A 13,653-nucleotide genomic window follows, 5' to 3' on the forward strand; every position below is an offset into this window, starting at 1 on the left:
GCTGGTTATGAGCGTTGCTCTCATAGCCCGACGAACTGTTCGAGAAGGTACGGTTGCCCTCTTCGTCATACTGGTAATCCTCGATCGGCACCGGCACGCCGCCGTCGATGGGCGGGATGCCCTGGCGGACCTGCACCAGACGGTTGAGCCATCATAGGAGATGTGTTTCGACTGCGCCGGATCGAGGCGGTCGAGGATCGGAAAAAAGAAATTACCCAACTCTAAAGTAGTAGTGAGGATCTTCATACTCCATCGCTCCTTTATCTTGAATTGGAGCATTCATGCCTGCTCTAAGTAGACAAAAATTAAACCAAAAATCATTTCCAAATTCATTTTGGTAATTCATGCCATAGAGCCTTCTGAGGCTCATTTTTTTACAAAATCTCTTTTCAAACCAAACCACAAAACTAATCCATACATCTAAGGCATGGTCTTGGTTTTCGATCTCCAGATAGTCGATGCCATGGCGACCGTTCAAAGAGAACTCAACCCATGACATATTGTTGTTATACCTTTTGAGCGCATCATCTACGTACCCTTGGTTTGGTATTTCAGTATCTCCGAAGAAAAAACCACCAAAGCACTTCTTTAATGCCAACTGCTCGAAGAACGCATGATAGCTTGGGTAGGCTTCGCCTTCCAAAGTTGGAGCCTCAAGAAAACTTATATTTTTTCCCTGCGGCCTAGAAACTAGCCACTTATTGATCAACAATTCAGGAACCTCTTACCCTTCTCGATACCGCGCCGAATTTTGTCCATATTCTTTTTCACCAATTTTTTCTCAGCACCAGTCATTTTAGAAGTGTCGATTTGTCCCGTGTTGGGATCGATATAGTGATGCGTGGAACCAGAGCCTCCGAATTGCAAATGTAAGTTGCCTGTAACAGTTCCTGGGTTAGGGTTTTCTACATCCAATCTCCAGTAGTCATTTGCTTTTGGACTCCCTCCGCTTCCTTCAAGCGTCTTGGAAGAAGCTGACTGCCCCCCAGTTCCGACCGGACCATCGCACTGATTTTTGCAATTCGGATCGGTTGGTTCACAGTTTGAAGTATTCGATGGTGTACTAGGTGTAGCAGTTGTCGACGAGCTATCATTTTTACCAGTTGGCTTGGTGAAAACGGAGTTGTCTATTAATAACGCTTCCCAAATTCTGTTGGCTAAGATCGCAACTGCACCTACAAATGCCGCGACGGCAACGCCATCGGCTACGGCCCTTGCGTCAAGACCCAACTTCTCCACAAGGGGCATCAGTCCCGTTGGATCGGTCCAGTTGTACGGATCGTTCTCGACATATGCATATAGGTTCAAATCCCCTGCTGCGAACCCGATGGGATCGCGTTGGATGAACTGTCCTGTTGCAGGGTCGTAATGGCGGGCGCGGTAGTAGATGAGCCCGGTCTCGGGGTCGTGCTCGCGGCCGGTGTAGCCGTAGCGCTGCTCGATTGTGTTGACGGTCTGGGTCTGGTTGCCGAAGGCGTCGTAATCGTAATCGGCGGCAACGGCACCAGTTGAGATCGAGACCGCGGCCAGGATCGAGCCGAGACGGTTGGCGTAGAGCCCATAGGCCGAGCCCGACCCTGCATCGGTGGAGCCGGTATAGCCCTCGAAACCCAGCGGCTCATCGGTACGGGGACCGTGCAGCCAGCGTTTGGCCAGCGTGCCGTTCTCGAAGTCGAGTACGGCGTCATTGGCCGTGGTGGCATAGGGGTTTCACGGGTCATAGACGAAGGCTTCGACATCAGCGCCAACGGTCTTCGCAATCCGCCGATCGAGGGCATCGTAAGCGTAGGTGGCGGTTGTTGTGTCGGAGCCGTAGCCGATCAGCCTGTTCTGGCTGTCATAGGCATAGGTCTCGAACTATTGGTCAAGCCACTGCATTATCAGCCCCACAATAAAAGACTTGGGAAAACAGTTGCTTACTTGCCGATGATCCTGGCATCTAACCTGTCTGAAATGCCTTTGGCACGTTTGCCCCAATGCGGGTCATCTAAGATTTCATGTATCGACTCTTCGCTTTCTTCTTTTAGCCCCGCAAAATTCAACAGGATTGCATGCGCCAACACTTCCCCGGGCATCCTCGGTTTGGAAGCGATAGAGGTTTGCAAAAGATCCTCGGTAGATTTGATGTTATCAAAGAATGGTAAACACTTCTCCGTCAGCGCAAATTGAACTTCGTGACCGATATTGTGCAGAGTTTCCTCAGATGTAATCTCCCACCATCGACTGCGCCGTTTCGGGTCAAAGTTGGAAACTAGATAATATAGTCGGAATCTTGGGTAGCAGTCTGTCTCTTTAACAAAATCAGGCACCACTTTGTTCCAGTAGATAGTCCATAGCTCTTCCGAAAAAACACCCACGTTTATCGTAAAGTCAACGGCACCTCCGGCGGCAGGCGTTCCTTTTTGAACGTCCACCACATGAACGAAACCTTCCACTATCCTATTCCAGGTCAGACCTTTTTTTCTAAATCCAGATTGCTTCAACAAAGGCGAAAGATACAGTCTTATGAATTCTTTCAACAATCTCAAAACCCTCGATTAGTCATAAAGTATGAGTCGTCCCTTTTTGCCAGTGACTTGCTCATACCGTTTTAGCTGCCGCCGCCCAGCTTTGATACCGGAAGGTGTATTGGGCTTCAATTCAATTGGGCGTCCGCTTGGTGTCAAAGCATCTGGGATATGGACTCTACCATCCGCATCTTGAATACGCGGTTTAGGGTCCCATCCATCCTTTTGTTTTGCCGCCACTTTGTCCTGAAACGCTTTATGTGCCTCGCGCCCTCTAGCAGTATCTGCAGACTCTCCGCCAGCTCCTTTTGTAAACTGACCCTTTGAATTTCTGGGCTGGCTCGTTTTTGCCGCTTTACCGCCAGATACACAGCCCAATCCAGAAGATGCCGCATCGCCATAGTTTCCTGCAATTGCGTGCGCCCCTGCGGAAACGCACTCCAATGCTCTCGAAATCGCGTTTGCGAGGCTGAACACTCCACGTCCGATGGAGCCCCCAACGAGAGTAGCTGTTTTGACTGCATTTGCTGCTTTTCGGACGTAAGATGTTGTCGGCGTCAACCCTGTTGGATCTGTCCAGTTGTACGGATCATTCTCGACGTATGCATACAGATTCAGATCCCCAGCTGCGAACCCGATGGGGTCTCTTTGTATGAACTGTCCTGTTGCGGGGTCGTAGTGGCGGGCGCGGTAGTAGACGAGCCCGGTCTCGGTGTCGTGCTCGCGGCCGGTGTAGCCATAGCGCTGCTCGATTGTGTTGACGGTCTGGGTCTGGTTGCCGAAGGCGTCATAGTCGTAATCGGCGGCTACGGCGCCGGTGGAGATCGAGACCGCGGCCAGGATCGAGCCGAGACGGTTGGCATAGAGCCCATAGGCCGAGCCGGAGCCTGCATCGGTGGAGCCGGTATAGCCTTCGAAACCCAGCGGCTCATCGGTGCGGGGCCCGTGCAGCCAGCGTTTGGCCAGCGTGCCGTTTTCGAAGTCGAGCACCGCATCATTGGCCGTGGTCGCATAGGGGTTCCACGGGTCATAGACGAAGGCTTCCACATCCGCGCCGACGGTTTTTGCAATCCGCCGGTCGAGGGCGTCATATGCGTATGCAGCGGTTGTTTTGTCGGAGCCGTATCCGATCAGCCTGTTCTGACCGTCACACGCCCAGCGTTAATGTACAGTTAGTATAGTCTAATCATCCAATAAAACGGCCAGTAGCAATCCTTCGTTGCTCAAAAAGTCGAAAGGTTTTGCCCTGTAACGATATAGGGGCCTCTATCCAGTGAAGAAATTCAATTTCACAATACCTTTTTTCCCCTAGTCTCCAGGTCGATCCAACGTCGAAAAATAATCGTACACTGTAATCTGCTTCTACCCCATCGACCTTCATATAGCACATGAATGGTGAGTGACTGAGACCTTGGTTCCGACCACCATTGGCTAAAAGTTTTATTTCCGAAGGATACTTCATTTCTATTCACTCGATATCGGAATTGCTGGCGACAAGAACGGCAGTTCCGGATTCGGAATAACGACGCTAGGTACTTTACCCTCTGGCGTCGAGTCTTCAAACGAGCCACTCGGCGGCAAAGGTAGAGGCCAAGTGGTCGCCACCACTTCGTAACCATCTGGAAACAATGCACGGCCTTCTATAGCTGCGCCTTCTGGAGTCAGAGCAAAGTACTTTCCTTCACTCCCTGTTGGGCTGGGAGTAAATCTTCCACCATTAACCGCCAACTGAGCTGCTTCCTCCGGACCAACAGCACGGTATAGTGGTATACGGTCGGAATTGCCGGTAGTATCAGCTTCTGCAACTGTATCCGCATCAGAATTCGACTGACTTTGCAATATATTACCAAAGTTTTGCAAAGCTGCACTGATGCTGTTTGCCAAACCAAGTAGCCCAGAGCGAATATTCCCCACAATGGCCCGGCTTGCGTCGGTACAAATTTCCGTAGTTGTGCATGCATAGCCAACTCCCAGAACACTGCCCGTTCCAATTAGTAAAGCTGCGCTTTGATTTAATCCCGTTGGATCAGTCCAGTTGTACGGATCGTTTTCTACGTACGCATAGAGGTTCAAATCCCCTGCTGCGAATCCGATTGGGTCGCGTTGGATGAACTGCCCTGTTGCGGGGTCGTAATGGCGGGCGCGGTAGTAGATGAGCCCGGTCTCGGTGTCGTGCTCGCGGCCTGTGTAGCCATAGCGCTGCTCGATGGTGTTGACGGTCTGGGTCTGATTGCCGAAGGCGTCGTAGTCGTAATCGGCGGCAACCGCGCCGGTTGAGATCGAGACCGCAGCCAGGATCGAGCCGAGGCGGTTGGCGTAGAGCCCATAGGCCGAGCCCGACCCTGCATCGGTGCTGCCGGTATAGCCCTCGAAACCCAGTGGTTCGTCAGTACGGGGCCCGTGCAGCCAGCGTTTGGCCAGCGTGCCGTTTTCGAAGTCGAGCACCGCATCATTGGCCGTGGTGGCATAGGGGTTCCACGGGTCATAGACGAAGGCCTCCACATCCGCGCCGACGGTTTTTGCGATGCGCCGGTCGAGGGCGTCATATGCGTAGGTGGCGGTTGTGGTGTCGGAGCCGTAGCCGATCAGCCTGTTCTGGCTGTCATAGGCATAGGTCTCGACCGCATCGGTAACCTTGTGGGTCCGGCTGATGCGGTTGCCGCGCAGGTCATAGTCGTAGCGATAGGTGTCATCCTCGCGCAGCTGGTTATGAGCGTTGCTCTCATAGCCCGACGAACTGTTCGAGAAGGTACGGTTGCCCTCTTCGTCATACTGGTAATCCTCGATCGGCACCGGCACGCCGCCATCGATGGGCGGGATGCCCTGGCGGACCTGCACCAGACGGTTGAGGTCATCATAAGAGATGTGTTTCGACTGCGCCGGGTCGAGCCGGTCGAGGATCGCCGTCAGCTGGCCGTCGGGGTCGTAAGTGTACACCAGATCGGTCAGCGTCACCCCGGACTGCGCATGGGTCAACGCCGAGAGCAGCCCGTTGGTATAGGCATAGGTGGTCGCCCGGCCGCTGGTGGAGGTCAGCGCGGTGCGGCGGCCTTCGTCGTCATAGCCGAAGTTGTAGGTGCTGCCCCAGGGCGAGGTCAGATCGGTCAGCCGGTCCTCGGCATCCCAGACATAGGATGTGGCCCCGCCAAGGCTGTCCTCCATCCCCGTGCGGCGGTCGAGCAGGTCATAGCTGTAGGTCAGGGTAACCTGTGGCTGCGGACCCACGGTACCGTCGGTGGTGGTGGTGGCGACCCGGTTGCGGGTGTCATAGGTGAAGGTCACCCGGCTGTCATCGTCAGCGGCCAGTGTCAGGTTGCTGCGCGGGTCATAGCCATAGGTCAGCGTGTTGTCGGGTGTCACCACCTGCGTGCGGCGGCTGAGCCCGTCATAGCTGGCCGTCTCAACAAGCCCGTCCTCGCGTGTCAGCGTGCGCAGGTTGCCGCGGCTGTCATACGTACGTGTCATGGTCTGGTTGATCGGGTCGGTGCGCGAGACCATGCGATCCAGCGTGTCATAGGCAAAGCTGGTCACGCCCGCGCGCCCGTCCGTTACGGTCGCGATGTTGTCGCGGCTGTCATAGGTGAAGGATTTGACATGGCCTTCGGGATCCGTGGTTTGGATCAGGCGGCTGACATCATCATAGGCGTAAGTGTGGGTCTCACCATCCCCGTTGATGTGTTCGATAACCTCACCGGCCTCGTTGTAGACGCGCTGGATCAGGCCTTCGGCCGGGTCGTCGATCGCCACGAGACGCTCGAGACCATCATAGGACATGGTGGTGACAAGACCGGTCTGATCGGTCACCGTTTCCAGGTTGCCGGCGGGCAGGTAAGTGTATTGCGTGACCCCGCCGATATTGGCACCGTCAGCACCGGTGACTTCGACCGACAGCACGCGGTTGAGCCCGTCATAGCTGCGGCGCACCTGCCGCTCGACGGGCGAACCGGCAGCCTCTGCGATCACGGTGGTGTTGCCAGCCGTGTCATAGGTCATCTGCGTGACCGAGCCATCCGCATAGGTGGTGCTGGCGAGGTTCTGATCGGCAGTGTAGGTGAAGGATGTGACGTTGCCGTTCTCATCCGTCCGCGTGGCCAGTTTGCCCTCGGGCGTATAGGTCATGGCTCGTGCGCCACCTTCGGCATCGGTCATGCCGGCCACTTCACCGAACTCGTCATAGGTGTAGGTGGTGGTGAACCCGTCCCCATCGGTCATGGTCACGACCTTGTTGTAGGTGGGCTCATAGGTATAGGAGGTCGAGCGTTCCGCCGGGGTGCCAACGGATTCCGTCATCGTCTCGACATTGCCGAGGCTGTCGTAGGTGATCGTGTCCACACGCACGCCGCCGGGGGCGGTGTCGCTGGGCCGTTCGACCCGGACCGCGAGGTTCTGCCCGTCCCGTTCGATCTTTGTCACCCGGCCCAGCGGATCGGTGGTCTGAATGACAGAGCCAAACTGGTTGACGATCACTTCGGTCGTCTGGCCCTTGCGGTCGGTGACCGTGGTGACCCGATCTTCGGGCGCCACATAGATCAGCGGGCTGGTGGCCGCGCCGCCCAGACCATCGATCAGGCCAAGGGAAGACGCCACCTGATTGGCAACGCTGGAGCCATCGGGCAGGGTTGCGCCGTTCAGGTTCCCCATACCGTCATAGGTATAGCTGGTGACATTGCCATTCTGGTTGGTGGTGGAAACCAGACGGCCGTTTGCATCATAAGCGAAGCTGACCTTGGACCCGACGGGTTCCGTCACCTCATTGAGGTTGCCGATATCGTCATAGGCGAAGGAGGTAACCCGGCCATCCGGATAGGTTACAGACGCCAGACGCCCCAGCTCTTCATAGGCAAAGCTGGTGACGCCGCCCACCTGATCGGTGATCGTCGCGAGGCGACCCAGATCATCATAGGCGTATTCCTTACGGCTGCCCTGCGGGTCCACTGTCGCCGTTTGCAAGCCATTGGCGTCATAGAGGACGATGTTGCCGTCCTTGTAGCGGCGCTGCCAGGTGCCATCATCCAGACGTGAAAGGGTCGAGAACTCGCCCTGCCCCGAGACAAAATTGCCTGTTGCCGAAGGTTTGGAGAAATGCACCCGCACCGTGAATCGTTGGGTGGTGAGCAGGTCCAGGCTGCCATCGCCATTAATGTCGGCAAGATCTGTTCTGTCGAACCCATAATCCAACAAACCGCTTTCAAACGGCTGGAATGTCCCGTCACCATTGCTGATATAGACAAAGACTTGCCCGCGGCTGGCTGTAACCAGGTCCGTCAGACCATCCCCGTTAGCATCCGCCAGGCTTAAGCTCAGGAACGTATCCGCTTCGGGCGGGCGGGCCAGATTGACAGGCTGTGCAAAAGCCTGACCGGTGGTGTTCAACAGGATCTGCAATTGCGTATCTGAGCTATAGGCCAGGTCCAGCTTGCCGTCGCCATTGAAGTCGTGCAGCTGCGCAAAATCGCCCAGGAAGTTCAAACCGCCATTGCCAGCGCGCAGGTTTTTCCGGCTGAAACTCAGGCGACCGTCTTCCAAACGGCGCGTGAACACAAAGTCGACACCTTCGGTTGTGCGATATGCGACATCCTCATATCCGTTCCCATCAACGTCACCAACCATGAGCTGCAATGTCCCGCGGCCGCGGGACCTATAGTCGGAAATCTGGAACAACAGGCGTTCCTCAGATCCCCCAAAACTGACCCAGATCTCATCATTCGTGAACCAGGAACCACCTGTATTGGCCCCAAAAACAATATCGTCAGACCCGTTCTGACCGAAGTCGGCAACTTTGAGGTCTTTGGGCTTTTGATCCAGGTTCACGGACTGGAACGCATTCGTCAGGTTTCCAAATCCATCATTGGTGACATACCCGAAACCGTTTTGCCCTTGCAGCGCGTAGGCAATGTCCGTGATGCCGTCGTTGTTCAACTCGCCAAGTGCGATATTCAACAGATTTGGGGGATAGCTCCCTGTATTTGGAACGTCATTGGGGTTTGCCACAGCAACCGAACCTTCCAGTCGCAGGTCCCCATCACCATAGTTGATGATCGACTTAATGGTCCCGGTACCGCTGTCGCCGAACACGACATCCAAGTCACCGTCATTGTCCAGATCAACAGCTTTGATACCCGCAGGGCCTACAGCGGGGAACACAAGGGGTTCGTCTTCGAACTCGGTCAGGGTGGGTTCGGGATCGAACGTGGTGACCCCATCATCATCGATGATCGAGATTTTGCCGTCGGGTCCTTCCACCAGCTTTTGCAGATCATCAATGGCCCAGCCATTGCCATAAGGGCTGTCGCTTTCGTTCTGGACATAGAACTCGGCCATATGCGTGCCGCCCACGGTCGAGCAGTCATACATCGCCTTGCTGTTGAACGCATAGGCATAGCGCCCGGAGGTCAGGCCCGACCCGTCGACCGGCATGGACTGGCGCAGAACCACCTGTTCTCCGATCAGGGCCGGAATGGTTCCGTCCAGACCTTCGCGCGGGGTCCAGCTGCGCCCGTCGCTGATCGACAGACCGCCCGCTTCGATGCGCGTTTGCAGCGCCACTGGCAACGAGGCGTCGTCGGCGATGGTGACATCACCCGCCACGATGATGGTCGGGTTGGCGGCCTGGCTGTGATAGCTGAGTGCAATCTCCTGCGCTTCACCGAAGGCGGTATAGCCCGGCAGGGTATAGCTGGTCGCGTTGTCACCCTCAAACGGGGTCAGGTACTTCATGCCTGTCGGCTGATCTGACGATGCAACCGTCTGCGGTGCCTGCGGCAGGAAGGTGAACAATGCACCACCCGAGACACCGGACAGCGTCCCGCTGACGGTGGCCGCACCGGAATCCACGCTTGCGTCCGCAGCACGCCGGAACAACCCGTTCAACTGGCTGACCCGCCACATCTCGAGCCGGGTCTGTTCCGGCAGGTTGTCCAGGTTCGGTCCAGTGATGGTCATGCCTTGGGTGAAGACCGCACCGGGGGCATCCAGCGCGTAAATCCGGCAGGCCTGGGTATCCTCGTTGAAACCGGGATGGTCAAAGAGCTGCGGCAGCGATCCCAGGCAGACGTCACCTGTGTACAGGCCACCCGCATCGCTTTGTACGGAATCGACAGGGATGGAGACCGTCACGCCGGACGCTGTTCCGGACAGCACCGTCTCCTGACCGGCAACAACTGTTGCACAGCCATCGGTCAGCGGCACGAGATGGAAGTCCGGGGTGATATCGCGATCCTGGTTCTCGGTCACCGTGATGACGCGGGTCTCGCCCAAATAGCCGCCCGGGCCACCATCGGCGGAGGGTTCCACCTCCACCTGATCCGTGCCTTCCACAAGGCTGCCAAAGCTGAATGTCCCGTCAGCTGCAGTTGTCGTCATCAGCGCGGCATCGCGCAGGCGGACCGGCATGTTGGCCAGCGGCGTGATTGTCCCGGCTGCAAAATCAGTGGCGTCCAGAACACGGCCGTGAATGGCCGTATCTCCGGCGGTGGCCTCCACAACCTCGATCGTCAGGGTCGCCTCGTCGGTCAGAACCCCATCCGATACGCCGACCGTATAGGTATAGGTCCCCAGCTGCCCGGTCTCGGGGCGGAAGCGAACCTCACCGTTATTGCCATCAAGCGTGACGCCGGTTGCCAGCGGCAGCGGCGTCGCAAAGAAGCTGATCGGATCACCGTCCGGGTCACTGCCCTCAAGATCAAGCGCCAGCTCCAGGCCCAGTTCAACCGTATAGCTGTCGCGCAGCTGGCCCAGAACCGGGGCTGCATTCAAAGCACTGGCGTTAACCGCAAGCGTATGCGTGGCCTCCAGCAGCCCGTCCGACACGGTGACTTCCAGAACATAATCACCCGGCAGGTCGGCGATGAAACCAGCCTCACTATTGCCAATATCCTCGAAGAACGGATCCGAGCCTGCAGGCTTTGTGGTGACGGCGTAGCTGAAGGTCAGCGGGTCGTTATCCGGATCGCTTGACCCGGTGACAGAGTAGATGACCTCCTGCCCCACATCGACTTGATCGGGGCCTTCCAACAGAGCCACAGGCGCGCGATTGGGCGCGGTCAGGGTCCAGGTGACAGGCGCGCTGTCGAACTCATAATCCGACACAACCAGGCTGAAAACATACTCACCCCGGCGATCCGGTGTGAATGTGATGGCCGGTTGGCCCTGCCCCGTGATCCCGGCCATGCTGCCATCCGGGGCAGAGACCAGTGTCCAGGCATAAGACAGAGCGTCGCCATCGGGATCACCCGAACCCGCGGCGCTGATCGTGGCAAAGTCACCGACAAAGGCTTCGGTATCGCCAGACACCGCGGCAACCGGCGGCGAGTTGACAACTTCGACCATCACAACCGACGGCTCGGCAATCATGGCATCGTCTGCTGCGGTAATCTGGAGCAGATAGACACCAACCCGGTCCGGAGCAAAACTCAGCGCGTCACCCGATACAATCGGCGCGCCGAGATCCGCGCTGCTCCCTGCTGGGCGGGCAATCAGCGACCAGCCATAAGACAGGCTGTCCGCATTCCCGTCAAAGCTATAGTCCGACGCATTCAAATCGACCGTCTGGCCCGAAACCAGAGAAATCTTCGACCCCGCCTCCAAAACCGGGCGCAGGTTGGTGTTGCCAACAAAAATCGTATCCGCAAGAGACACACCCGCAGAATCCGACACGATCAACTGAACGACACCGGATCCGGGGCCGGTGCAGACCGGGTTGTTGCGGTTGAACGGGTTCTTCTTCACACGATCATCGTCGCGGGCAACGCCGTCGACATAGGCGTACATACGTGCATTGCCGATATTATCCGTGGTCATGTGCAGCGAAGTGCGACCGGGAACGGTCCAGGTTCCATGCGCCACGCCATTGCTGTCCTGCAATGTGACATCCCGCGTGTAGGTCTGTTTGTTCTCGACCTCCCAGACCAGGATATCGCCTTGCATACCGGCCTGCCGACCGCGGGAATGCAGGGTGAACTGAACAGGCTCCGATGCGCTGGCACCGGAGATATCCGCAGGCTGACGGATGTCAAACTGGCAGGTGTCGCCTGTGTCGGAGCGCTTGAGGTGATACACCTCGTTCTGACGGATCACATCCCGGAACCGGCCTTCCCGGATGCTCAGGCCAATCTCCGGCAACGCCAGGGAGGCATCGGTGATCTCGACACTTGAACCATCCCCCATCAACCCCAGAGAAGACCAGGCATAGGTCAGTCCGTTGCCGGAGGACAGGGTGCCATCAAGTGCCAGTTGGCCACTGTCACCCGCCAACCGATCCCGACCCGCGTTGGCTGTGGGCAGCGGCGGCTCCACGATGACCAGAGCCGTCACCGGTACGCCTGCGACCGTATCATCTTCAACGCTCAGCTGTACGACATATGCACCCGGCAGGTCGGGAGTCAGCATGGCCGTACCAGTCTGTTCACTGCTGACGTCAGCAGTGCTGCCCGCAGGCGCGGAGATCAGCGCCCAACTGTGCTGGATGAAATCCCCGTCCAGATCGTAGCTTTGCGACCCGTCAAGCGTAAGCGCCGTCCCGACCTGCGCCGAGGTCACCGGCGCAATACGCGCGACCGGCCGCAGGTTCTTGTTTGCGCCGGCCACAACCAGCACATGATCCTGCGCGGAGAAGCTCCCGTCAGCAACATCCAGGGCCACCAGATAATCACCCGGCTGATCCACCGTCACAAGCGACAACCCGTCAATGTTCGTACTGATCTCCGGCGACGAAGACGTAGGTGCGACCAGAATCCCGGCGTCCGCCACCAGAACATCGCCATCAATGTCGGTCGATGCGTAAGGTTCTATGGTCAGGGGAACGCTGACCTCGGCGTGCATCTGATCGAAGCGGGCGGATGGAACAGGCGCCACGACGCGGCCCCCTACCCCTTCATAATAATCCACGCCGCGCGCTTCCAGATCGGCCCGGGTCAGCGCGTCACCGACAAGACCGGTCAGCGTCACCGACCCTCCGGCGGTGCCGAAGATGAAGGTCAGATCCGATTGAGCCGGGTCTGGCGAGACCCGTGCATTGGTGTTCGTATCCGTATCAAGCTCCAGCGCATCGACTAGGGCGAGGAACTCAGTCGGGCTGCTCGCGCTATACGTGACGCCGTTCAGAGTCACGGTCAGCGTGTCGGCAACAGAACCGGCACCATCATCCAGAACAAAACCCGAGATTCTGTCATGGGTTCCGGGCGCGGTCGCCCGCTCTCCCAGATCAAACGTATCAGCAACACCTGTCGCAGCCGTCTGGTTCACCTCGTAGCTGAGGCGGTAGACATCGGTGGTACCACTGTTCGGCAGATAGCGGAGGTCGAGATACTCCGGCTCAGAGACAGCGCCGGTCGGGTCCTGCACCGTGAGGGCAACCCGGTACGCACCTTCCAGATCAAGGGTAACAGCCGACAACGGTCCCTCTCCCGTCAGCTGCGCGGCACTGCCTGCAGGTGCGGACTCGATTGCCCAGCTATAGCTAAGCGCGCCGCCCTCCAGATCAAAACTGGCCGAGCCATCCAGCGTGACCGGGCTGGACCCATCCGGCACCCCGCGCACCCGCGCGCGCGCCACCGGTGGCAGATTGTCCGAACCAAACACAACGTCGGTGGTCGCAACAAACGCCCCGGAGGCATCGGTGAAGGACACACGCGCACGGTAAGTGCCCGGGATGTCGAGCAGGACCTGAGGCCGCAACACGGTCGCATCGCTGAAATCCGCCACGCTGGCCGCCGGGCGATCAATCCATGTCCAGGAGGGCTGCAACGCTGGCCCGGCTGGCAAAACAACCCCGTCCACGGGGTCCAGTGTAATCGTCTGACCGGCTACGGCTTTTATCGGAAGAGAGGTATCTGCAGAGGCGTCAAAGGCTGAAAAAGAAAATCCGGCACAAAGGAAAGTAGTCGCGCAAAATGCGCGGTGCAAAATACCCATTCCGTATCCCTCGTTTAAATAACGATTTTTTGAAAACGTACTACCTAAAGGTGATTTTGCAACAACTTTCTTCTAACAATAGAAGAACAACCCAAATCACTCATTATGCACAATCAATACAGCTCCAGGATGCGACCACCACTCCCAGAAACACCAAAGTGCCTGCTTCGTCCTGTCTGGCGGCCCGGACCATCTTCTGAAGAGCGGCAGCCCACCAAGTCTCAAGGTTCAGTTA

5 protein-coding genes and 1 pseudogene are annotated in these 13,653 nt (G+C 57.3%); all 6 read right to left on the minus strand.

Features of this window, described 5'->3' with window-relative positions:
* Positions 1–211: 211 nt before the first annotated feature.
* On the minus strand, positions 212–712 hold the full coding sequence (locus ACR0D7_RS16815) for a hypothetical protein (RefSeq protein ID WP_480680055.1): 501 nt from the start codon (positions 710–712) through the stop codon (positions 212–214).
* The gene (locus tag ACR0D7_RS16820; protein ID WP_480680056.1) at positions 706–1,308 is read right to left on the minus strand and encodes a hypothetical protein; all 603 of its coding nucleotides are present in this window, start codon (positions 1,306–1,308) and stop codon (positions 706–708) included. The genes ACR0D7_RS16815 and ACR0D7_RS16820 overlap by 7 nt, the downstream gene beginning before the upstream one ends.
* Positions 1,309–1,656: pseudogene (locus ACR0D7_RS16825) on the minus strand (RHS repeat-associated core domain-containing protein); the annotation flags it as partial. It abuts the gene before it with no gap.
* A 260-nt stretch (positions 1,657–1,916) separates the two neighbouring features.
* Positions 1,917–2,522 carry a DUF4304 domain-containing protein gene (locus ACR0D7_RS16830; protein WP_480680057.1) on the minus strand — a complete coding sequence of 202 codons (606 nt, stop codon included), beginning with the start codon at positions 2,520–2,522 and terminating at the stop codon, positions 1,917–1,919.
* Between the two features lie 15 nt (positions 2,523–2,537).
* A complete protein-coding gene (locus tag ACR0D7_RS16835; RefSeq protein ID WP_480680058.1) occupies positions 2,538–3,554 on the minus strand; it encodes an RHS repeat-associated core domain-containing protein in 1,017 nt (338 codons plus the stop codon).
* Positions 3,555–3,971: 417 nt separating this feature from the next.
* Positions 3,972–13,418 (minus strand): PKD domain-containing protein, encoded by a 9,447-nt coding sequence (locus tag ACR0D7_RS16840; protein ID WP_480680059.1) that lies wholly within the window; start codon positions 13,416–13,418, stop codon positions 3,972–3,974.
* Positions 13,419–13,653: the final 235 nt, after the last annotated feature.

It is taken from the genome of Ruegeria sp. BB7, from assembly GCF_056539365.1.

Bases quoted from the DNA above. Each gene is read 5' to 3' on its own strand.
- ACR0D7_RS16840 (WP_480680059.1), bottom strand. From the start codon at position 13,418: ATGGGTATTTTGCACCGCGCATTTTGCGCGACTACTTTCCTTTGTGCC.